This is a genomic window from Martinezella multihospitum, assembly GCF_900094585.1.
GTDB lineage: Bacteria > Pseudomonadota > Alphaproteobacteria > Rhizobiales > Rhizobiaceae > Rhizobium > Rhizobium multihospitium.
The window spans coordinates 300,175-322,885 of sequence record NZ_FMAG01000008.1; the positions used below are offsets into that span (position 1 = coordinate 300,175).

General features: G+C 61.2%; 20 protein-coding genes. 13 read left to right on the forward strand and 7 right to left on the reverse strand.

Features of this window, described 5'->3' with window-relative positions; translation table 11 throughout:
- Nucleotides 1–202 precede the first annotated feature (202 nt).
- The 7 genes from GA0061103_RS28040 (at nucleotide 203) to GA0061103_RS28070 (ending at nucleotide 7,893) form a co-directional block, all read left to right on the forward strand.
- Nucleotides 203–1,192, forward strand: a complete 990-nt coding sequence (locus GA0061103_RS28040; protein ID WP_092717012.1) for an ABC transporter permease — start codon at nucleotides 203–205, stop codon at nucleotides 1,190–1,192.
- A complete protein-coding gene (locus tag GA0061103_RS28045; protein WP_092717015.1) occupies nucleotides 1,189–2,193 on the forward strand; it encodes an ABC transporter permease in 1,005 nt (334 codons plus the stop codon). The genes GA0061103_RS28040 and GA0061103_RS28045 overlap by 4 nt, the downstream gene beginning before the upstream one ends.
- A complete protein-coding gene (locus GA0061103_RS28050; RefSeq protein ID WP_092717018.1) occupies nucleotides 2,190–3,185 on the forward strand; it encodes an ABC transporter ATP-binding protein in 996 nt (331 codons plus the stop codon). The genes GA0061103_RS28045 and GA0061103_RS28050 overlap by 4 nt, the downstream gene beginning before the upstream one ends.
- Entirely contained in the window at nucleotides 3,163–4,098 is a 936-nt protein-coding gene (locus tag GA0061103_RS28055) for an ABC transporter ATP-binding protein (protein ID WP_092717021.1), read from the forward strand. The genes GA0061103_RS28050 and GA0061103_RS28055 overlap by 23 nt, the downstream gene beginning before the upstream one ends.
- A gap of 14 nt (nucleotides 4,099–4,112) precedes the next feature.
- Entirely contained in the window at nucleotides 4,113–5,171 is a 1,059-nt protein-coding gene (locus tag GA0061103_RS28060) for an aldo/keto reductase (RefSeq protein WP_092717023.1), read from the forward strand.
- 61 nt (nucleotides 5,172–5,232) lie between these two features.
- On the forward strand, nucleotides 5,233–6,468 hold the full coding sequence (locus GA0061103_RS28065; RefSeq protein ID WP_092717026.1) for an acyl-CoA dehydrogenase family protein: 1,236 nt from the start codon (nucleotides 5,233–5,235) through the stop codon (nucleotides 6,466–6,468).
- 3 nt (nucleotides 6,469–6,471) lie between these two features.
- Nucleotides 6,472–7,893, forward strand: a complete 1,422-nt coding sequence (locus GA0061103_RS28070) for an FAD/NAD(P)-binding protein (RefSeq protein WP_092717029.1) — start codon at nucleotides 6,472–6,474, stop codon at nucleotides 7,891–7,893.
- Nucleotides 7,894–7,955: 62 nt separating this feature from the next.
- Here the strand turns inward: GA0061103_RS28070 and GA0061103_RS28075 are convergent, their stop codons facing one another.
- Nucleotides 7,956–9,572, reverse strand: coding sequence for an ABC transporter substrate-binding protein (locus GA0061103_RS28075; RefSeq protein WP_092717032.1), 1,617 nt, complete (start codon nucleotides 9,570–9,572; stop codon nucleotides 7,956–7,958).
- A 317-nt stretch (nucleotides 9,573–9,889) separates the two neighbouring features.
- Between GA0061103_RS28075 and GA0061103_RS28080 the strand changes: the two genes are divergently transcribed.
- Complete coding sequence (locus tag GA0061103_RS28080; RefSeq protein WP_092717035.1) at nucleotides 9,890–10,900, forward strand: LysR substrate-binding domain-containing protein; 1,011 nt, start codon at nucleotides 9,890–9,892, stop codon at nucleotides 10,898–10,900.
- Nucleotides 10,901–10,908: 8 nt separating this feature from the next.
- On the opposite strand, the gene GA0061103_RS28085 is transcribed toward GA0061103_RS28080, so the two are convergent.
- From GA0061103_RS28085 to GA0061103_RS28110, 6 genes are read right to left on the reverse strand one after another with little or no spacing between them, the layout of a single operon-like run.
- Complete coding sequence (locus tag GA0061103_RS28085; RefSeq protein ID WP_092717038.1) at nucleotides 10,909–11,757, reverse strand: NADPH-dependent oxidoreductase; 849 nt, start codon at nucleotides 11,755–11,757, stop codon at nucleotides 10,909–10,911.
- 12 nt (nucleotides 11,758–11,769) lie between these two features.
- Nucleotides 11,770–13,098, reverse strand: coding sequence for an LLM class flavin-dependent oxidoreductase (locus GA0061103_RS28090; RefSeq protein ID WP_245304887.1), 1,329 nt, complete (start codon nucleotides 13,096–13,098; stop codon nucleotides 11,770–11,772).
- On the reverse strand, nucleotides 13,095–14,315 hold the full coding sequence (locus GA0061103_RS28095) for an acyl-CoA dehydrogenase family protein (RefSeq protein WP_092717044.1): 1,221 nt from the start codon (nucleotides 14,313–14,315) through the stop codon (nucleotides 13,095–13,097). The genes GA0061103_RS28090 and GA0061103_RS28095 overlap by 4 nt, the downstream gene beginning before the upstream one ends.
- A 13-nt stretch (nucleotides 14,316–14,328) precedes the next feature.
- A complete protein-coding gene (locus GA0061103_RS28100; protein ID WP_092717047.1) occupies nucleotides 14,329–14,667 on the reverse strand; it encodes a DUF3088 domain-containing protein in 339 nt (112 codons plus the stop codon).
- 11 nt (nucleotides 14,668–14,678) lie between these two features.
- Nucleotides 14,679–16,034, reverse strand: coding sequence for an LLM class flavin-dependent oxidoreductase (locus GA0061103_RS28105; RefSeq protein ID WP_092717050.1), 1,356 nt, complete (start codon nucleotides 16,032–16,034; stop codon nucleotides 14,679–14,681).
- A gap of 11 nt (nucleotides 16,035–16,045) precedes the next feature.
- The gene (locus GA0061103_RS28110) at nucleotides 16,046–17,224 is read right to left on the reverse strand and encodes an acyl-CoA dehydrogenase family protein (protein ID WP_092717052.1); all 1,179 of its coding nucleotides are present in this window, start codon (nucleotides 17,222–17,224) and stop codon (nucleotides 16,046–16,048) included.
- A gap of 311 nt (nucleotides 17,225–17,535) precedes the next feature.
- On the opposite strand from GA0061103_RS28110, the gene GA0061103_RS28115 reads away from it, so the two are divergent.
- The 5 genes from GA0061103_RS28115 to GA0061103_RS28135 are packed head-to-tail and all read left to right on the forward strand — an operon-like array spanning nucleotide 17,536 to nucleotide 22,450.
- A complete protein-coding gene (locus GA0061103_RS28115) occupies nucleotides 17,536–18,891 on the forward strand; it encodes an LLM class flavin-dependent oxidoreductase (protein WP_092717055.1) in 1,356 nt (451 codons plus the stop codon).
- 6 nt (nucleotides 18,892–18,897) lie between these two features.
- On the forward strand, nucleotides 18,898–19,728 hold the full coding sequence (locus tag GA0061103_RS28120) for an ABC transporter ATP-binding protein (RefSeq protein ID WP_092717058.1): 831 nt from the start codon (nucleotides 18,898–18,900) through the stop codon (nucleotides 19,726–19,728).
- A 14-nt stretch (nucleotides 19,729–19,742) separates the two neighbouring features.
- Nucleotides 19,743–20,819, forward strand: a complete 1,077-nt coding sequence (locus tag GA0061103_RS28125; RefSeq protein ID WP_092717061.1) for an ABC transporter substrate-binding protein — start codon at nucleotides 19,743–19,745, stop codon at nucleotides 20,817–20,819.
- 33 nt (nucleotides 20,820–20,852) lie between these two features.
- Nucleotides 20,853–21,671: an ABC transporter permease gene (locus tag GA0061103_RS28130; protein WP_092717064.1), complete on the forward strand. Its 819-nt coding sequence runs from the start codon at nucleotides 20,853–20,855 to the stop codon at nucleotides 21,669–21,671.
- Nucleotides 21,672–21,673: 2 nt separating this feature from the next.
- On the forward strand, nucleotides 21,674–22,450 hold the full coding sequence (locus tag GA0061103_RS28135) for an ABC transporter permease (RefSeq protein WP_092717067.1): 777 nt from the start codon (nucleotides 21,674–21,676) through the stop codon (nucleotides 22,448–22,450).
- Nucleotides 22,451–22,711: the final 261 nt, after the last annotated feature.

Genomic DNA, 22,711 nt, shown 5'->3' on the forward strand with positions numbered 1-22,711 from the left:
GTTGCTTTATTGCCGTGCGCTCACTTCTTGGGAAAATTGATGCGAAAATTGCATATAGTCGAAAATTTATGCTAATTTATCCTGTTGATCTGAGAATTTTCGGAAATATCTACCAATATCGATTTGACAAAACCTACAGATTTAGTCAACTACTATTGCGATGCAGCGCTTGAAATTTCGGTGGCGCTGCCGAGGAGTTTCGATGTCGGCTTACATGCGGATAGGACGAACGCTGCGCCGTACGGCCATCCAGGCGGTGCCGACGATGCTTGGCATCGTCATCCTGAATTTCTTCCTGCTCAAGCTGGCGCCGGGAGACGCAGCCGATGTCATGGCGGCCGAAGCCGGTTCGGCAACGGTCGAGACGATGGCGGCGCTGCGCGAACGTTTCGGCCTGGACAATCCGATCCTCGTGCAGCTGGCGAACTATCTGAACAATCTCGCACATTTCAGCCTCGGCTTCTCGCCGCGCTATGGCATGCCGGTCGCTGACCTGATCGGCCAGCGATTGCCGGGTACCCTGACGCTGATGGTGGCAGCGCTGATCGCTGCGATCGCGATCGGCCTGATCCTTGGATCGTTGATGGCGACCTTTGCCGGGCGGCTGCCGGACCGGCTGATCTCGATCGTCTCGCTGCTCTTCTATTCGATCCCGGGTTTCTGGATCGGGCTGATGCTGATTCTGTTGTTTTCCGTCAAGCTCGGATGGCTGCCGAGCGGCGGCGACAGCACCATCGGCTCGCGGCTCACCGGCCTGCCGGCACTGCTCGACCGGGCGCGCTACATGGTGCTGCCGGCCATCTCGCTCGCCCTCTTCTACCTCGCCATCTACGCAAGATTGACGCGTGCCGCCATGCTGGAGGTCAAGTCACAGGATTTCGTGCGCACGGCGCGGGCAAAGGGCGTCTCGCCCTTCATGCTGACGACCCGGCATGTGCTGCGCAACGCGCTGATCCCGATTACGACCATGGCTGGGATGCATTTCGGCGGTATGCTCGGCGGTGCCGTCGTGGTCGAGACCGTCTACAGCTGGCCCGGCTTGGGGCGGCTGGCCTTCGAGGCCGTCATGGCCCGCGACTTCAGCGTCCTGCTCGGCATCCTGCTGCTCTCGTCACTTCTCGTCATCATCGCCAATGCCGCAGTCGACCTTCTGCAGGCCTGGCTCGACCCAAGGATCGGAGCAAGCCGATGAAAGCGCAGGAGCTCAAGATCTATGCGGACAGGGCGGATGATTTCGGCGCCGATATAGCCGAAACAGCAGCAAAGCCTGCACCCGTTCCCGAGCGCCGCTGGACCCATATCCATGCGCCCGATGCGCGCACGACGGCGGTTTCGGCCCCGCGATGGCAGGGGCGCCGTCGCGAGCTCAGGATCTTTCTTTCCAACCCCAACGCACTCTTCGGCATTACCGTCCTGGCCGCGATCGTGCTTGCGGCCCTGCTTGCGCCGATCCTCTATCCGGGTGATCCCCTGGAGATGGTGGCGCGACCTTTCCTCTGGCCGGGTCAAAATTCCGCTTATCCGTTAGGCACCGATTCCATGGGGCGCGACGTGCTGGCGGGCATTCTTCACGGTGCCCAGATCTCGCTGACCGTCGGCATCACCGCGACCCTGCTCGGCCTTGGCGCCGGCGTGACGATCGGCGCGCTTGCCGGCTATTTCGGCGGCGTGGTCGATGACCTCCTCGTCAAGCTCATCGAGATCTTCCAGACCATGCCGAGTTTCGTTCTGCTTGTCGTGCTGGTCGCGATCGCGCAGCCGACCACGACGACCGTGACGGTTGCGATCGCATTGGTCAGCTGGCCGACGGTCGCGCGCCTGACGCGCGCCGAATTCCGTGGCATAAAGGAGAAGGACTATGTTCTCGCCGCCCGTAGCCTCGGCTTTGGCCATGGCCGCATCATCTTTCGGGAAATCCTGCCGAACGCCCTGCCGCCCCTGATCGTCACATCGTCCGTCATGGTGGCGAGCGCGATCCTGATGGAATCGGCGCTGTCCTTTATGGGGCTTGGCGATCCCAATCGCGTCTCCTGGGGCTCGATGATCGGCGCGGGGCGCGATGTCATCCGCACCGCCTGGTATCTCACCGCCCTGCCGGGCCTTGCCATCGTCTTCACGGTGCTGTCGCTCAATCTCATCGGCGATGGCCTGAACGATGCCCTTAATCCGCGTTTTTCGGAGGAGCGTCGATGACGGGACTTCTGGACGTCCGCGATTTCTCGGTCGGTTTCGGTAGTGCGCAACCGGTCAAGGGCGTCAGCTTCACCGCGGCGGCCGGTGAAATGCTGGCTATTGTCGGCGAGTCTGGCTCCGGCAAGTCGCTGACCGCGCTCGGCCTCATGGGACTTCTGCCTCGGCACGCGAAGACGGCGGGCGAGATCCTCTTCGACGGCCGCGACCTGTTGAAATTGCGCGAACGGGAGATGCGAAGCATTCGCGGGCACGACATCGCCATGATTTTTCAGGAGCCGATGACCTCGCTCAATCCCGTGATGACCATCGGCGCCCAGATCATCGAAGTCCTGCGCATCCATGAAAGGCTGAGCGGCAAGCAGGCGCGCCAGCGCGCGATCGACCTCCTCGATCTCGTCAGCATTCCGGAGGCGGCAAAGCGTGTCGACGACTATCCGCACCAGCTTTCGGGCGGCATGCGCCAGCGCGTGATGATCGCCATTGCAGTCGCCTGCAATCCACGGCTGTTGATTGCCGACGAGGCGACCACGGCGCTCGATGTTACGATCCAGGCGCAGGTGCTGCAATTGCTCGATCGCCTGCGCAGCCAGCTCAACATGGCCGTGATCCTCATCACGCATGATCTCGGTATCGTCGCGCAATGGGCCGATCGTGTCGTCGTGATGTATGCGGGGCGAAAGATCGAGCAGGGTCTGCCCGGTGCGTTATTCGAAACACCCTACCACCCCTATACGCAGGGGCTGCTTGCGGCTTCGCCGCGATTGAAGGCCGATTATCACTATCGCGATGGGCCATTGACGGAAATTCGCGGCTCGATCGTTTCGGCGGCCGGCGAAAAGGGCTGCTCGTTCCGGCCGCGCTGTCCGGTGGCGCGACCGGCCTGCGGCATATCCGTGCCGGCGCTTGTCGAGGTCTCGGTCGACCGTGAAGTGGCCTGTCCCTATGTTCCAGTCCCTGCGGAGAGAGCCCATGTCGCTTCTGTCGGTCGATAGGCTTTCCACGCATTATCCGGCTGCCGCCGGAACGGTGCGGGCCGTGGATGACGTATCGCTGGAGATCCTTGAGGGTGAGACCGTAGCGCTTGTGGGAGAATCCGGCTGCGGCAAGTCGACGCTTGGCAAATCCCTGATCCGCCTCGTCGATCCCAGCTCCGGCCGCGTTACCTTCAAGGGGCGCGATGTCGCGGCCATGTCGGGCAGGGAGTTGCAGTCGGTCCGCCGGCATATTCAGATGATCTTCCAGGATCCATTTGCCTCGCTTAATCCGCGCCAGACGATCCGCGCGATCCTGACGGCGCCGCTTGCCGTCCACGGGATTGGTGACCGCAAGAGCCGCGACGCCATCGCCGCCTCGATGGTCGTCCATGTCGGCCTGCCGGCGGACGCGCTCGATCGCTATCCGCATGAGTTCTCCGGTGGCCAGCGACAGCGCATCGGCATTGCCCGCGCGCTCATCCTGCAGCCGGAACTCGTCATCTGCGATGAGCCTGTTTCGGCGCTCGATCTCTCGATCCAGGCGCAGATCCTCAACCTTCTCGTCGAGATGAAGACGGAACTGTCGCTCTCCTATCTCTTCATCTCCCATGATCTGTCGGTCGTGCGCTATTTCGCCGATCGGGTGCTGGTCATGTATCTCGGCCGCATCGTCGAAAGTGCGCCGACGGCAAGGCTCTGGAGCGATGCCAAGCATCCCTATACGCGCGCGCTGCTTGCCGCCGTGCCCGATCCGTCGCGGCGCAAGCAGGCCGCCCCGATCACCGGCGATCTGCCGAGCCCACACAATCCGCCGTCCGGCTGTCGCTTTCACACGCGCTGCCCGCTCGCAACAGACATCTGCCGGAGCGATGATCCGGCCTATCGGCAAATGGGCAGCGGCCACACGGTCGCCTGCCACCACGCAGAATAAAATGGAGAAATGACATGGTCGACTATCGCTATCTCGGGCGCAGCGCGCTGAAGGTTTCACCTCTTACCCTTGGGACGATGATGTTCGGCGGCCCGACGCCCGACGACGTCGCCTTCCGCATCATCGACAAGGCCCGCGAACAGGGGATCAATTTCATCGACACCGCCGATGTCTATCATGACGGCAAATCTGAAGAGGTCGTCGGCCGCGGCATCAAGGCAAATCGCGATCACTGGGTGCTGGCGACGAAGTTCGTCAACTCGCACAAGAAGGGTCCCAACCTCGGCGGCCATTCGCGCAAATGGGTGATCGAGACGGTCGAGAACTCGCTGCGCCGCCTCAACACCGATTATATCGACATCCTCTATTTCCATCGTGCCGTCTTCGACGCACCGCTGGAGGAGCCGGTGAGGGCGATTGCCGATCTCATCCGCGCGGGCAAGCTGCGCTATTTCGGTGTGTCGAACTTCCGCGGCTGGCGCATTGCAGAGATCTCGCATCTGGCCGACCAGCTCGGCATCGACCGCCCGGTCGCAAGCCAACCGCTCTACAACATCGTCAACCGCACGGCCGAGGCAGAGCAGCTTCCGGCCGCTCATCATTACGGCCTCGGCGTCGTCTCCTATTCGCCACTGGCACGTGGCGTGCTGACCGGAAAATATGAGCCGGGCAAGGAACCGGCGGCCGATACGCGCGCCGGCCGCGGCGACAAGCGCATCCTCGAAACCGAATGGCGTCCGGAATCGATCGCCATCGCCAAGGAAATTGTCGCCCATGCGAACGCCAGGAAGGTCACGCCGACGGAATTCGCAATCGCCTGGGTGCTGAACAATAGGCTGATTACGTCGGCTATCACCGGGCCGCGCACGGAAGAGCATTGGGATAGCTATATCCGGGCTCTCGATGTCAAGCTCGATGCCGAAGACGAGGCTCTGGTCGACCGCCTGGTCACGACAGGCCATCCGTCGACCCCGGGCTTTAACGATCCGAGCCACCCGGTCGAAGGCCGTGTTCCCGTCAGTGCCGCTGGCACCGCTGAAAACATCGTGCCGCTTGCCCGCGCTGTCGCCTGATCATCAAGCCCAAGGCCCCGTTTGAGCGGGGCCTTTTCCTTCCGGCGTAAAAGAGCCTTTCATGCCTATACCAGCCTCATCAGCCGTACCCTCTTTACCCGTTGAAACCAGTCGGGAAACGCTACTTGCAAAAATACCCGACCTTGCCGCGGAGATCGCCAAGGAGGCGGCGCGGCGGGATCTCGAACGCGAGCTGCCATATGAGGCATTCAAGCTGTTCAAGCAGGCTGGCCTCGGTGCATTGCGCATACCGACGGCGCTTGGCGGGCCGGGTGGATCGGTGCTCGATTACATCGAGACGGTGATGACGATCGGCGCGGCCGATTCCAATGTCGCCCATGCCCTCCGCAGCCATTTCAATTTTACCGAAGCCCTGCTGCTCAATCCGAACAGTTCCGTCGATCGCACCCAGCTGACCCGCGTCCTTGGCGGCAAGCTCTTCGGCGGCGCTCATACGGAGCAGGGAACAAAGCGCCCCGGCGATGTCGCGACGCGGCTCACGAAATCCGGCGAGAGCTACAGGCTCAACGGGCGCAAATGGTATGCCACCGGCACGGCATTTGCCGATTTTGCCTCGTTCAGCGCCAAGGACGATGACGACCAGCTCGTCAGCGTGCTTTTGCCCGTCGATCGCAAGGGGATCAGCATCCTCGACGATTGGGATGGCATGGGGCAGCGGCTGACGGCAAGCGGCGGCGTGCTTCTCGACGACGTCGAGGTGCTGCCGCATGAGATTTCGACCCGCGGGCTCAGCACGCTGATCGGCAGGCATACCTCGACGCTGCGCCAGCTTCATCTTGCCGCCTCGATGGCGGGCGCGGTCCGTGGCGCGCTGGCGGAAGGCACGGATTACGTCCGCAGGCAGGCGCGCTCGGCTGCCCACAGCGCTGCCGAGACAGCCAATGCCGATCCTTTCGTGCAAAAGATCCTCGGCGAGATCGCCGCCGGTTCCTTTGCCGTCGATACGCTGATCCGCGAAAGCGCCCGAGCGCTCGACCGCACGGTCGAGGCTTTCGCGAGCGACGATCCGGAGGCACTGGAGCAGGTCCTGATCGAAAGCGCGCTGACGACGGCGCGCACGCAGATCATTGCTTCGCAGCTCGCCCTTAGTGCAGCGACCAACGTCTTCGAGCTCGGCGGCGGCTCGGCGACATCGCGCCATCTCAATCTGGATCGCCACTGGCGCAACATCCGCACGGTGCTCAACCACAATCCGCTGCTGCACAAGGCGCGGGTGGTGGGTGACTATTACATCAACGGCACCACAACGCATCTGGAAGAAGGCAAGGTCTTCTGAGCCATGCACATAGATCCACATTCCCATCATTCCATCGTCATCATCGGCGGCGGCTTTGCCGGTGCTCTGACGGCGATCAAGCTGCTCGACAAGACGGAAGTGCCGCTTGCGATCACGATATTGGAGCCCCGCGAGGAGCTTGGGCGCGGGGTTGCCTATAGCACCACCGAGGCCGTGCATCTCGTCAATGGCCCCGCCGGTACGTTTTCGGTTCATCCGGAGACGCCCGACCATCTGGTTCATTGGCTTGCCGAGAACGCGTCGCGTTACGGCTGGACACCGCCTGTCGATATCGCCGGCAGCTTCCCGCCGCGTTACCTTTATGGAACCTATGTTCGCGACGAGCTGCGCCGCGCGATATCGACGGCACGCGCCGGATCGACATTCCGTCATGTCAGGGCTGCGGCGAGCAATCTGGTTTCCGCTCCGCACAAAGTGCGGATCACCACGAGTGAAGGCGAGACTATCGAAGCGGACGAGGTGGTTCTGGCCCTCGGCGTCTTCCAGCCCGCTCTTGCCCGGCCGGAAGCAACCGTCACTCGTCATCCGGCATTTGCCGCGTCTCCATGGGATGCCGCCGCCCTTGACCGCCTGGTGGAAGCAGACGAGATCCTGCTCATCGGCTCGAGCCTCTCGATGGTCGATGCGGTCGCGAGCATGGAGGCACGGGGCTTCCAGGGCCGATATCAGGTCATATCCAGACGTGGCCAATTCATCGAGGATCGGCGAAATGCCGTACTGGAACGTGATTTCCTCGCTGAAAGCCCGCTACCGACCACTGCGCGGTCCTTGCTATCCACCGTCAAGGCCGAGCGTCGCGCATTGGCGGCTGAGGCCAAGGATTGGCAGGCGCTGCCGCTTGCCATCCGACCCTACATCCTGTCTTTGTGGCAAAAGGCTGATGATGCGGAGAGATTGCGGTTTGCCCGCCATTTGCGGGCGTTCTGGGATGTGACGGCCCATCGTGCCGCGCCAGACAGCTATCGCGCCGTCTCCAACGCGATTGCCGAGGACCGGCTGCGGCATCATCGAGCCCGACTGCTGGCCATGAAGCCCTCCGGCCGTCGGATCGCGGCAACGTTGAAAACCCGTGCCGGCACCGAGACTTTTTCTTTTGGCGGCGTTATCGATTGTCGCGGCCATCAGTTGCATGACTGGCAACGCATTTCGGATCCCTTCGTCAGGAACCTCGTCGAGAGCGGCGAGGTTCGCCCGCACAGCACCGGCTTCGGCATCGATGCCACGGAGCAAGGGGATGTCATTTCGGAAGAGGGACGCGTTCATCGCAACATCAGCGCCATCGGTCATCCGCTGCGCGGCGTTGCCTGGGAGTCAAGCTCGATCTCGGAGCAACGGGTGCAGGCGATTGCTCTGGCCGATCGCATCCTGCGCAAACTGACCCCTCTTGTTCTTGCCGCCTCGTAAGCCAGCATAAATGAAGGGGGCGCCGCATCGTCCCCTCAAGCAGAATGCGCTGCTTTTTAGCCTCAGCCTTGTCCCTCCTTGATGTAGACGTCGGCGAAATTCGATTGCACGCCCTCGGCGCCGATCGTGTGGTTTTTGACGCGCTTGTTGAAGACGGTGACGTTTTCGAGCGAGATCAGATTGATGACGGGAAGTTCGTCGGCGATGATCTTCTGGAAGTCGTTGAATTCCTGTTTGCGCTTTGCCTCGTCGACTTCGATCGAGGCCGCTTCCAGCAGCCGGTCGACCTTCGGGTTCTGATAGTGGCTGGCATTGGAGAAGGGCAATCCGAGCTTGAAGTTCTTCGACCAGTAGATGCGCTGTACGCCGAGCGTCGGATCAAACTGGTTGCCGAGATATTCCGCCGTCAGGTCGAAGGCGCGCTCCGTATAGACCTTCTGGATGTAGGTGGAGAAGTCGTAAGAATCGATCCGCGCATCGATACCGATGCGGGCCAGATTCTGCTTGAGATATTCGGCGACGCGCTTGAAACCTTCATTATAGGAATTGTGCGTCAGGCGAAGCGTAAACCGGGTGCCGCCGCCGCTTCGCTTGTAGCCAGCTTCGTCAAGCAGCTGCTCGGCTGCCTTAAGATCGAAGGCGTAAGGCTTGATCGACGTATCCAGATAGTTTGGCAGGAAGGTGCTGACCGGTGTCGGCGAGACGTGTCCGTAGCCATACCAGACGGTATTGAGGATGACGTTGAGGTCGATCGCATGGGCGATCGCGCGTCGGACACGGACATCCTTCAGATACTCGTTGTCGAGGTTGAGGATGAGCTGCGTCTGGTCGCCCTTCGTCTCGTAGCCGCGGGAATCAATACCGATATTCGGCAGGGCCTTGATGCGCTCGAGATCGGCGAGCGGGATGGGATTGTCGCCACCAAGGTCGAATTCTCCAGTCTCGAAGCCGGCAGCGCGGGCGGCACCATCGGGTACGAAGCGAACGACAACCTGGTCGAGATAGGGTTTGCCGGCGTCCCAGTAGTCGGGATTGCGCTCCAGGATGATGTGCGAGCCGCGCACCCACTCCCGAAAGACGAACGGTCCTGTACCGATCGGGGCGCTTCCGTTCGGATTGGTCGGAACATCGGCGATCTTGACGCCCTCATAGACGTGTTTCGGCACGATCGGGGATTCGGCCGCATAGAGCGCTTTCAGGAGGTAAGGCGCTGGCTTGGAGAGCCGGAATATCGCGGTCAGCGGGTCTGGCGTGTCGACCGCGATGACATTGGCAAACGTGCCGCGCCCGCGCGGATGAACCTGTTTCAGGAGTTCGATCGAATAGGCGACGTCTGCCGAGGTGAACGGCTTGCCGTCGTGCCATTTGACGTTGGCTCTGAGCTTGAACCTATAGGTGAGACCATCTGAGGCCACTGACCATTCGGTCGCAAGCTGCGGCTTCGGCACCAGACCGAAATCATAGCTGAGCAGACCCTCGGTGATCTTCGGGCTGATCTTCTGCGTGCCGCCTGCGGTATGGGCGAGTGCCAGGATCGTCGGCGGTTCGGGCTCGACGATGAAATTAAGCGTGCCGCCGCGCGGCGGTGTGTCGGCTGCGCGCGTCGCAAAGCTTGGCAGAAGGGTTGCTGCGGTCGAGAGCAGAAGCAGTTGATTGAAACGGCGGCGGTTGATGGTCATTCGTTTTCCTTGCCGGCTGAACGGATCGGTTCTTCTGTGAACCGCTGGCGGAGATGTCCGCGATCGGCGCATCTTCGGCGGCAGGGCCGGCAAAACGGAAGAATGTTTTTCTCATCGCCCGAGAAAGAAAAGCTTCGCCAGATCCGCCCGAAACGAGCAGGTCAAATCTTTTGTCTATTAAAAATATAGACTATTTTGCATTTTTAGTTTTTGCTTCCCCCATGCCGCCCAGGCATGGAAGAAAATGTCCATCCGCTTGCCGGTAAACGCAAAGCGCGTGCTCGTCTTGAGATGGTCGATCGTGCTGCAATCGGATCATGAACACGATTGCCGACACCCGGAGAAAATCCATCCAGCCGACCTTGGCGCGACTACCGCCATTGACCTCGCTGCGTGCCTTCGTCGCGACTGCCCGGCATTTAAGTTTCCTCGGTGCTGCGGAGGAATTGCACGTGACCTCGGCGGCCGTCGGTCAACAGATCCGGCTTCTGGAGGACTATCTGGGGCAGTCGCTGTTTCACAGGGTTCGTGGTCAGCTGCAGTTGACGGCAGCCGGCCTTGCGCTCGTACCCGGGCTGACAAACGCATTCGATGTGGTTCTGGCAACGATGACGCAATTCACGGCCAGCGATCACGATCTGCCGATCCGCGTGTCGGTTGCTCCGTCCTTTGCCAGCAAATGGCTGATCCCGAGACTGGAAGGTCTGAGAGAGGCGGCGCCCGGCTTGCAGATTCTGGTCGACGCCTCGACGCATTTGACCGATCTGAATACCGGCGATACCGATTGCGCCATCCGTTACGGCAGCGGTGTCTATCCCGGCCTTGTCGTCGACCATCTGTTCTCCGAGGCTGTCGTGCCGATCTGCAGCCCGGAATTCGCCGAGCGGCATTGGCTGTGGAACGGTCCGCAGGCGATCGAAGGGGTGCCGCTGCTGCACGAGGATGGCGCGGAGCACGACCATTCCTGCCCGGATTGGAATGGCTGGCTGCGCGCCGAAGGGCTGTCCCTGCGTTTGCCGCAGGGCGGCTTCCGCCTCAGTCAGTCATCGCTCGTCATCGATGCCGCACTGGCAGGGCAGGGACTTGGTCTCGGGAAAATCCGGCTGGCGGAGGCCGAACTGAAGGTCGGGCGTCTTGTCACACCGTTCGGCGGCTCGCAAGCCGTGAACTTTTCCTATTTCTTCGTCACGACGCCCGCCAAGGAGCGTCTCACACGCGTCGAGTTGTTCCGCAACTGGCTTCAGGCGGAGGTCAAGACCCTGCGGACGATCGGCGATATCCTGTCGCGGAACACGTTGCGCAGGCTCGATATCGCCGCCGCTGAATAGCCAGCCGATCACTTCAGCCTGAAGCCGAGGCGGCGGGCGGCCACGCCGAGAAGGTGCCGCCCCTTCAAGGCTTCGACCGTGCCTATCCTGTTCTTCACCTGCACCGTCCAGTCGATGCGCGGCATGCGCTGCTCGACCTGAAAGTCCTGTAGGACCGTATTGTAATGCCGCAGGTCGTCCGACCGCCGGCGATGATCGTAGCGTTCGTCATGAAGCACGCTCGTCTGCGGCAGCCGCGGCTTGACGGCGGCCGGTGTGGCCGGGTCGGGATAGCCGACCGTCAGACCGAAGACCGGAAACACGCCTTCTGGCAACTCCAGCTCGCGCGCCACCCTTTCCGGGTCGTTGCGGATGGCGCCGATATAGCAGGTGCCGAGGCCCTGCGATTCCAGCGAGACGACGGCATTCTGTGCGGCCAAGGCAGCATCGATGACGCCGAGCAGGAAGCTTTCGACATAATCCAGGCCATCGGCGGCAGAGTTCTGGTCCGCCGCAATACGGCGTGGCCTTGAAAGATCCGCAAGCCAGATCAGCAGCAACGGCGCCTGCGTGATCTGCCTCTGTGTTCTGGCGACGGCGTTCAGCTTTTCCTTGCGCGCCTCGTCCCGGACGGCAATGACGCTCCAGGCCTGCAGATTGGACGAACTCGGTGCCGATTGCGCTGCGGCAATCGCGAGATGGAGAATATCGTCCGGAACCGGCTTTGGCAGGTAGTCGCGTACGCTGCGATGGGAGAGCAGCGTCTCGATCGTCTCGTTCCAGTCGGCGCCGATATGGTGGCTGTTACGATAGCGCTCGCCGACGAGAGCGGCGAGCCTGTCCCCCTCTGGAAGCCTTGCGGTCGTGGCTGACGTCATGTTGTTTCTCCTTCATTCGGCGGCAATGGCATAGGGGTTCGCCGGCCGGGAAAGGCCGAGATGGTCCCGCAGGGTATGGCCCGCATATTCTTTTCGGAACATGCCGCGGCGGCGCAGGATGGGAACGACTTCGTCCACGAACACCTCCAGGCCATGCGGCAGCACGTCCGGCATCAGGTTGAAGCCATCCGCGGCGCCGGCGGCAAACCATGTCTCTATGTCGTCGGCAATGGCGCTGGGGGTGCCGACGATGGTGCGGTGCCCGGTGCCGCCATTCAATGCGCGGATAAGGCTGCGCACGGTCAGTTTCTCGCGATGGGCCAGGGCCAGTGTCGCTTTGAAGAAGGTGTGGCCGCCGTCGGCCGGCAGGGGAATATCATCCGGCAGGGGTTCGTCGAGCTTCAGCCTGTTCGGATCGACCTGCAAGACGCCCGATAGGCGTGCGAGGCTGTATTCCAGCGGAATGAGCTCGCGCAGCTCCTCCTGTCGTTGCCTGGCTTCCGCCTCGGTGCTGCCGATGATGGTGGCAAGGCCGGCGAGCACCAGCAGGCGATCGGGCGCCCGGCCATAGCGAGCAGCCCTTGTTCGCAGGTCGCGCGCATAGTCGAGAGACTCCTCAAGGGATTGCGAGGCCGAGAACACCGCCTCGGCGTGCTGGGCAGCAAGCTCGCGCCCATCATCCGAGCCGCCGGCCTGCACGATGACGGGATGTCCCTGCGGCGGGCGCGGGACATTGTGAGGCCCATGCACGGAAAAGTGCTTGCCGTGATGGGCAATCGCATGGACCTTGCTCGTGTCGACGAACCGCCCGCTTTCGACATCGCCGATGAAGGCGTCTTCTTCCCAGCTGTCCCACAGCGCCTTTACGACAGATGTGAACTCTGCCGCGCGCTCATAGCGGTTTTGATGCGCGACCGGTTTTTCCCGCCCGAAATTCCGGCTTTGCGGGAGATCGGCGCTGGTGACGATATTCCAGCCGACGCGACCGCCACTGGCATGATCGAGCGTCGCAAAGCGACGAGCGATATTATAGGGCTCGTTATAGGTGGTCGACGCGGTGGCGATCAGGCCGATATGCTCGGTATCGGCCGCAACCGATGCCAGCACGATGGTCGGCTCGAGAGACGTCAGCGGCCGAAAATCGACGCGATCGGAAATGGCTGCCTGATCGGCCAGAAAGACCGCGTCGAAGGTGCCGCGTTCGGCGATACGGGCGACATTGATATAGTGGTTGATATCGAAGGATGCACGCGGGTCGCTTCCCCGCATGCGCCAGGCAGCCGGTGAAAATCCGGAGTGCAATATGTTGATGTTGAGATGGAGTTCGCGTTTCCGGCTCACTGGAATATCCCCGGTTCGGGAAACTCGCCGTTGAGGAACCATGTCCCGACATTGCGGGTCTTGTATTCGGCGGGATTGTGAAGCGTGTGGATGCGCACATTGCGCCAGAAGCGATCGAATCCGAGCGGTCTGACGGCGGACCTTGCGCCCATGACCTCGAAGATCTCGCTCGTCACTTCAAGGGCGACGCGGCCGGCAAGCACGTTGGCGGAAGCAACGGCGATCGCCGCTTCGCCGCGCTCGTCCGCTGTCAAATCAGGCCCTTTCGCGTAGACGGCATCAACGGCCGAAAGCGCCCGATCGGCAAGCGCCGTTGCCGCCTGCACCTTGGTCCATAGCTCGCCATATTGCCTCTTGATCCATGGGTCGTCGGAATGGCGTTCGACGCCGGAATAGATCCATGGCCGCGATTTCGCGACGGTATAGTCGCGCGCCGCCGCCAATGCCCCCTGCGCGGAGCCGACGAACACATTGAGAAGGACGCTCTGCTGCTGCAGGGGAGCCAACAGGGTGATCGGAACCTGCGGCCTGTCAGGCAGGATCTCGCTCTTCTCGATCTCGACGTCCTTGTAGAGGACGCGGCCGCTTCCGGTCTGGCGTTGGCCGATCCCGTCCCAATCGTCCGTGATGGTGATGCCTTTGCGGTCGGCCGGTATATAGGCGAAGCTCCGCCTGTTGGTCGTCTCGTCTTCCCAGGCGACCATCAGATAATCGGCGACATGCGAGCCTGAGGCGAACGGCCTGACGCCGTTGAGGATGACCCTTTCCCCTTCCTGTCGACCAAAGAGGCTTTTGGAGAAGCTGTTCGTTGTATTGCCCCAGAACCAGCGTCCGGCCGCCGAGCGGCGCAGTATGTTGCGGGATCGCTCATCATGGGCCGTTGTGACCGCATTTTGCAGCGGGCTGAAATGATAGCCATAGAGATGGCCGAGCGAGCCATCCACCTTGGCGAATTCGCGCACGATGCGCATGGCGGTGGAATAGGGTTCGCCGGCGCCGCCGAACTCTTTCGGGATCACCAGATTGACGAGACCGCTCTCCTTGAGGAGCCTGATCTGCTCGGTAGGCCTACCACCTGACTGATCCCTCTCTATGGCATCCAGGGCAAATATATCCCGCAGCTCGGCGGCTTTGGCGAGATAGGGATTTGATCGATCGGCCTCGAAAAGGGAGGGCGTGGGGTAGGGCGGCTCAAAGCCATCCGGTTTTATGGTCATGACGGCCTCGTTCCTAATGCACGCGGGGAAAGCCGTGCCGTTCGGCAAGCAGCTCAAGAATGCGATCGGTCGAATTGACGAAGCGCGTGCCGTTCCAGTTACCGGCATCATCAGGCGGGCTTTCCGCAAGGATCAGAAGCGGCAGCGACTGGTTTTCCTCGCCGGCAACCTCGATCACCTTTTGCCGTGGCCGCAGGAAGGCGACCCTTTCGACATCGATTGCAGAAGTTAGATCCGGGAAGGAGGCGAGCAGTCCCTCGATCGCGTTGCAATAGGGGCATACGAAGCTGACACCTGGGTGTTTCGGATCGGCAAAGCCGGGCGAAATGAGGAACAATTTGTCACGAGCCATTTGATCTTCTCCTATTCTGCTGCGATCGCACTGCCTGCGGAAAAACGATTGGCCGGACGCCTCAGGCCGAGATTTTCGCGCAGCGTCGAGCCTTCATATTCGCTACGGAACAGGCCGCGGCGGCGCAGTTCCGGCACGACGAGCGTAATGAAATCGGCAAGACCGCCGGGCATGATCGGCGCCATGATGTTGAAGCCGTCGGCGCCAAAGTTCTCGAAGCGCTCTTCCATGACATCGGCGATTTGTGCCGGCGTCCCCACGACCTGCCAATGCCCGCGTGCGCCGGCGATGCGCAGATAGAGCTGACGAATGGTCAGGTTTTCGCGGCGCGCGAGATCGAGCACCAGTTCCTGACGGCTCTTGCCGGCGTTGGTGACCGGCGGCTCGGGCGGCACCGGACCGTCAAGCGGATAAGAACTCAAATCGACGCCGGTCAATTGCGAGAGGAGGTTGAGGCCCACTTCCGGCTGGATGAGGTTCTGCAGGGCCTGGAATTTGTCTTCGGCTTCCGCCTCGCTTCGCCCGACGACAGGAAAGATTCCCGGCAGAATCTTCAAATCGTCGGGCGAACGGCCATATTTGCCGAGCCGACCCTTGACGTCGGCATAGAAGGCTTTCGCCTCGTCGAGGGTGATCTGTGCGGCAAAAATCGCCTCGGCGGTGCGTGCGGCCAGTTCCTTACCCGGCTCCGAGGCTCCGGCCTGCACGATAACCGGGCGCCCCTGCGGGGATCGCGGAATGTTGAGTGGTCCGCGCACCTTGAAGTGGCGTCCCTTGTGGTCGAGCCGATGCAGCTTCTCCGGATCGAAATAGCGGCCGCTGTCGCGATCCCGAACGAAGGCATCATCGTCCCAGCTGTCCCAGAGGCCAAGCACGACATCGGCAAATTCCTCGGCACGGTCATAGCGGTCGGCATGCAGCACCTGTGCATCATGGCCGAAGTTGAAGGCGGCGTCCGGGTCGGAGGATGTCACGAGGTTCCAGCCGGCGCGGCCGCCGCTCAATCGGTCGAGCGAGCCGAACTGTCGCGCCAGGTTGAAGGGGTCGGAAAAGCTTGTCGAGGCGGTGGCGATCAGGCCGATATTGCGGGTGACGCTGGCAAGGGCCGAGAGCAGCGTAATCGGCTCGAACGGATAGATGCCGCTATGCGCCTTCCGGCTTGCCGCATCCAAATCCTTCAAACGAGCTGCAACCCCGTCGGCAAAGAAGATGGTATCGAACTTGGCGGCCTCGGCTAGTTTGGCGAGTTCGAGATAGTTTTCGAACTCGATCCCGACGGATGCCTCCGGATGCCGCCAGGCGGCAATATGATGGCCCGTGAAGAGCAGGAAGGCGCCGAGCTTGATCTGATCCTTGCGTCTAGCCATGAGATGTCCTTTCAGCGGTACATCGCTGGAACGGGGAATTCGCCCGTCAGCAGCCATGTGCCGAGCGTGCGCTTCTTGTACTCGGCGGGATTGTGCAGGCTATGGGTTCGCACGTTGCGCCAGAAACGATCGAAACCGTTCGCCGTCGTCGCCGATCGAGCCCCCATGACTTCAAAAATCTCGCTGGAGACGGCAAGCCCGATCTCACCGGCATAGAGATTGGCCGCGGCGATATCGATGGCCGCGGCCCCGCGCTCTTCATGCGTCAGACCCGGTCCCTGGTTGAAGGCAGCGTCGAGGCTGCGGGCCGCCTTGTCGGCAAGCTCGGTGGCAGCCAGCGTGCGGATGTAGAGGTCGCCGTATTGCCGCTTGATCCAGGGATCGTCGGTGTGCTTGTCGACACCGGAATAGATCCAGGGCCGCGACGATGTCCTCGTATACGCTCGGCCTTCTTCCAGTGCGCCCTGGGCGCTACCGACAAAGACGTTGAGCAGCACGCTTTGCTGCAGCAGGGACGTCAACGATGTATAGGGGGTCAGCGGGACCGCCGGCGAGCTGATGAGTTCGTCGTCCCCAATCTCGAGGTCGTGAAAGCTGACCGTGCCGCTGCCGGTCTGTCGCTGGCCGATGCCATCCCAATCATCTTCGATGACGATGCCCTGGCGGTCGGCCGGCACGGCAGCCGTCAGGCGCTCGCCATCGGCATTTTCGAAGGAGATCTGAATGTAGTCGGCAATGTGCGAGCCGGAGGAAAACGGGCGCTTGCCGTTGATGAGCCAGCCATTGTCGATGCGTCGTCCCGACGATGTCTTCGACATGGCGTTACCGGAATTGCCCCAGACGAAATTGCCCGCTGCGGAGGCCCTGAGCAGCCGTTCCCTCTGCACATCTGACCCTCGAAAGAGCACGAGGTTCAGGGGGAGGTGGTGGTAGCCGAAGAGATGCGCGAGCGAGCCGTCGGTGCGCGCGAATTCCCGCACGGCCCGCAGGATGGAGAGCCAGGAAGCGCCACGACCGCCATATCGGGTCGGGATCTGTGCCGAGGGCAATCCGCTCTCCTTCAGCAGGCGGATCTGTTCGGTCGGTCTGCCGCCTAACTTGTCGCGCTCGACCGCATCCCGGTCGAAGGCCTCTCTGAGCTCGACGGCCTTTGCGACAAGGGGATCGGATGTGTCTGATTGGAAAGACATGTCTGCTCCACGCCCATGAATTTGAACGGCGTATCACCGTTTTGAGACATGAAGGGTTCGGTGATTGCAGGCTCAAGTCCAGCAATATCTATTTGATCCGGTGGGAAGAAATTCTTTCCCCTGTTTATCGGAAAAACTTAGGCGGTCGCAATTTCCAGCCGTTACGACCCATTGCTGCGAAACGATCTCCGCCGGTTTGGCATGTCGCGTGACGAACAAATCCGAACTGGTGGCGGTAAATAGAATATAATTTCTATAGATTATAATATTTAACGTTTAGCCTTCTTTCGGCAGCGACGACGGAGAAGACGATGACGGGCAAACAACGGCAATTGAAGCTGGGCGCTTTCCTTTATCCCACCGGTCACCACATTGCCGCCTGGCGGCATCCGCAGACGCAGGCCGATGCCGGTTCCAACTTTGCCCATTACGTCGAGCTGGCGCAAATCGCTGAAGCGGCAAAGTTCGATCTGATCTTCTTGGCCGATGGCGTCGGGACGCGTGGATCGGATACGGAGGCGCTGCATCGCACAGCCCAGCGTTACGTCGCGCAGTTCGAGCCGATCACCTTGCTGTCGGCATTGGCGGCGGTGACGAAGAACATTGGCTTCGTCGCGACCGCCTCGACCTCATTCAACGAGCCCTATCACATCGCCCGCAAATTCGCCTCTCTCGATCACATCAGCGGGGGCCGTGCCGGCTGGAACCTCGTGACATCGTCAAGCGATCACGAAGCGCATAATTTCGGCAGGGACGAACACTACGCCCATGCGGAGCGCTATGAGCGTGCCGAAGAATTTGCCGATGTCGTACTCGGCCTTTGGGATACCTGGGAAGAAGACGCATTCCCCCGCAACAAGCAAAGCGGCGTCTTTTATGAGCCGGAGAAGCAACATATTCTCAATCATAGGGGTAAGCACTTCAAGGTGCGGGGGCCTCTCAACGTGGCGCGTACGCCGCAGGGCCAACCCGTCCTCGTGCAGGCAGGCTCTTCCGAGCCGGGAAGGGAGCTTGCCGCCCGCACCGCCGAGGTCGTCTTTACTGCGCATCAGACCATCGACGATGCCCGGACCTTCTACGCGGATATCAAGGGTCGCCTGGCGAAATACGGCAGGGATCGGGATGATCTCAAGATCATGCCCGGCATCTTCCCGGTCGTCGGCAGAACGCGCGAGGAAGCGCAGCAAAAATTCGCCGAACTTCAGGACCTCGTCCATCCGGTTGTCGGCCTCTCGATGCTGAACGGCATGTCAAGCGGAGTCGATCTCTCCCAATATCCGCTCGACGGTCCTATTCCGGATCTGCCTGAGACCAATGGCAGCAAGAGCCGTCAGAAATTGCTACTCGATCTCGCCCGGCGGGAAAACCTGACGATCCGGGAGCTTTATCTTCGTATTGCTGGCGCGCGCGGTCATTGGCAGATCGTGGGAACGCCGATCGAGATCGCCGATCAGATGGAGGAATGGTTCACGACCGGGGCCGCCGATGGCTTCAACGTCATGCCGCCGCAGCTGCCGACCGGCCTTTACGATTTCGTCGAGCATGTGCTGCCGGAACTGCGTCGTCGCGGCCTTTTCCGCAGCGACTACGAAGGCAAGACGCTGCGCGAAAATCTGGGATTGAAGGTGCCTCTGCACCCGGCGCGACACGCCGTTGCTGCGGAGTAACAAGCCATGGGCAATTCCCTGCATCTCCAGATCGGCCATGTCACCCGCCAGTTCAAGGTCAATGGCGAGACATTGACCGCGCTCGACGATGTCAGCCTTGATATCGCCGAGGGCGAATTCGTGACCATCGTCGGCGCAAGCGGTTGCGGAAAGTCGACGCTGCTGCGCCTCGGTGCCGGCCTTGATCTTCCGACATCAGGCTTTGTCGGCCACGCCGGGCGGCCCGTCACGGAGCCAAGCCTCGAGCGCGGCATCGTCTTTCAGGAGCCAAGACTTTTCCCCTGGTTGACGGTCGCCCGCAATATAGCGCTCGGGCTGGAGAATTCCGAGCTGCCCAAGGCGGAGAAGGACAGGCTTGTCGAATCCCACCTCGAACTTGTCGGGCTTTCCGGTTTCGCGAAAGCCTACCCGCACCAGCTTTCCGGCGGGATGGCACAGCGCGCCGGCATCGCGCGCGGATTGGTCAATCGCCCCAATGTTCTCTTTCTCGATGAGCCTTTTGGCGCGCTTGACGCCATCACCAAGGCAAGACTGCAGGATGAGTTGCAGGCGATCTGGGCGAAGGAGCGCATCACCATGGTTCTGGTGACGCATGATGTCGAGGAGGCCGTCTATCTCGGCGACCGGGTCGTCGTCATGTCGCCCCGGCCGGGCCGCATCCGCGACATCGTTGCGGTGGATTTGCCGCGCCCCCGCGATCGCACCTCTCCCCGGCTGGTCGAAGTCCGCAATCGCGTTCTTGAGAGCCTCAACGCCACGACGTCAACGCCCCGCCCGCCATCGAGCATCGCAAGTTCGGCGGTTGAAACCCGGCCTGCCGTCATCGCCGCAGAATAATCACGGAGCAACAGATGAAACTGTCCATTATTTCCCGTTTGGCCGCCGGTGCAGCAGTTGCCTTGACCCTGCTATCCGCCTCTGCCTGGGCGCAGGATCCCCTTGTCATTCACGTCGGCTACGCCGCGATCGGTGTCGACAACAAACCCTATGCCGAGGGAACGTCGGCAGCGACGGCACGCGCCGGCGAATTTCTGGAAAAGGAATTCGCCAACGATCCGAACGTCAAGATCGAATGGACCTTCTTCAAGGGCGCTGGCCCGGCCGTCAACGAAGGCTTTGCCAATGACCAGCTCGACTTTGCCTACCAGGGCGATCTTCCAGCGCTGATCGGGCGGGCAACGGGCCTGAAGACGAAATTCCTGCTGGCGAGCGGCGCGCGCAAGCCGCTCTATCTCGCCGTTGCCAAGGGTTCCGGCATCAAGACGATCGAGGATCTGAAGGGTCGCAAGGTCGCGCTGCAGCGCGGTACCAACGGCCACCTCTCGGCAATCAAGATCTTGCAGGCGCATGGGCTGACCGAGCGTGACATCCAGGTTGTCAATCTGGATACCGCCGGCACGGTCGCGGCTTTGACCAGCAAGGATATCGACGCCGCTTTCGGCGACACGCAGCTCATCAATCTCGCAGCAAAAGACAGCGCCGATGTCATCTATACGACGAAGGGTGATGATCCGCGCTTCGGCCGCAATGCCGGCATCATCGGCCGCGAGGCCTTCATCGATGCTCATCCGGAGATCACGCAGCGTGTCGTCGATGCTTTCGTCAAGGCGGCGCAATGGTCGTCGGAAGAGCAGAACCGCGCGGCCCTCTTCGAACTCTGGCATAAGTCAGGCACGCCCGTTCCGATCCTGGAGGAATATTTCCGCAACGATACGCTGGCCTACCGCAACTCGCCGCTGATCGATGATCTCCTCGTCTCGCAGTACAAGGAGCAGGCGATCAAGAGCAAGGAATATGGCCTGATCCGCCGCGACGTCGATCTCAACGGCTGGTTCGAGCCGAAATATCTCAACAATGCGCTGGAAAGGTTCGGGCTGACGAAATTCTGGCAGCCCTATGGTGCCGACGGAAAGCCGGCCTCTTCCTGATCGTTGCCGGCCGGATGGGCGAAGGAGGCTTCCATGAGCGTTGTTGCTGAGGCAGTCGGTCGCGGCAGTCTCCCACTATCGTCGGCAAGGCTGCGGCGCCTCGTCGTTTTCGCGACGGGCCTTATCTTTCCGCTTGGCCTGTTTGGCCTCTGGTGGGTGGCTTCCGCCAGAGGCTGGCTGCCCGAACAGATCCTGCCGCCGCCTGCCTATGTCTACCAGACCGGCCGCGACATGATCCTGAGTGGTGAGCTTCTCTATCACACCGGCGTCAGCCTCGGCCGTGTCGTCATTGGCTTTACCATAGGCGCTGGACTTGGCCTGTTGCTCGGCATCGCCATGGGACTTTCCGAAAGGGTCGAGGATTATGTCAAGCCGCTCTTCCTCGCCTTCGCCCAAATCCCGACGCTCGGATGGATTCCGCTTTTGATGCTGCTTGTCGGTATCGAAGAGACCTTGAAGATCATCATCATCGCCAAGGGCGCCATCGTGCCGATGACGATGAATACGCTGGCCGGAATCCGCGGCGTCTCGCCGAAATATCTCGAAGTTGGCAGGGCGCTACGATTCAGCCGCTGGCAGACCTTGCGTCTGATCGTGCTGCCGGGCGCTCTCCCGTCCATATTCACCGGCATTCGCTACGGCCTGACCCATTCATGGACTTCGCTTGTCGGTGTGGAGCTGCTCGCCTCTTCCGAGGGGCTTGGTTATCTGCTGGTCTGGGGACGGCAGATGTTCTGGCTCGATACGGTTATCGTTGCCATGATCGCGATCGGACTGGTTGGCTTCATCATGGACAAGGGTCTTGATCGGACCGAGCTCCTGATCCAGCGTTGGAAACGGCAGGAGATCTGACCATGGCGCAAACAAGCCGTTTCGTTCGTTTTCGGCGCGGCATAACGTTGCCGATCCTTCTCCTCGTCGCGTGGGAGGTCTCAAGCCGGACCGGTCTGGTGGATGCGCGTTTCCTGCCGTCGCTGGAGGATGTCGTCGCCACGGCCAAGCGTGAGCTGATCGATAACGATCTCATCGGCGAACTCGGCTTCAGCCTGATGCGCAATATTGCCGGATTCCTGATTGGATGCGTGCTCGGTGTCGCTTTCGCGAGCCTGCTTGCCCTGTCGCGAATTGCCGACCGATTGATCATGCCGACCTTCAATGGCCTAAAGCAGATCTCCCTTCTCGCCTGGATACCGCTGATCTCGGTCTGGTTCGGCTTCGGCGAGCAGGCAAAGATCGTCTTTGTTGCGCTTGCCGCCTTCATTCCGATCGTTCTCAATACCTGTGACGGCATGCGCGAAGCGCCGGCGGATCTTTTGGAAGTGGCAAGAGCATTGAGGTTCAATGCAAGGCAGAAAGCTCTCCGGATCTATATTCCCTCAGCGATGCCGTCGATCGCCACCGGCGTCCATCTGGGCCTGATCTATGCCTGGCTGGCAACGGTCGGGGCGGAATATTTCCTGGCGGTCGGTCCGGGTGTCGGTGGTCTGGTCATTGCCGGTCGAGAACGGTTCGACATGGCGCTCGTCATGGTCGGCGTCTTCGTGCTCGGCTTCGTCGGCTTTACCTTAAACCGTCTCGCCTATGCGCTTGAAGCTTATTTGTTGCGCTGGCGGCCTAAGCAGACCGCGTAGGCTGCAAATGTCATGCTTCACTGTATCAAGCGGCTAAGCTCGTTGTTCGATATTGTCTGGCGCGAAATAGCAGTTGGCAGCTCTTAACGATTGGGACTTCAAATGCGAGGCTGGGTTCCAGTTCACTTCCTCTCAAGAGCAATCATAGTCGGTGCGCAGGGTAAAGATCCCGTCGATCCGTCGTCGGAAGGCCGGAATTGTTTGCTGGGAGAGGGCTCCTACCTGAATTCTGGGCAAGCGCCTTGTGCAGGCGTTGACCAA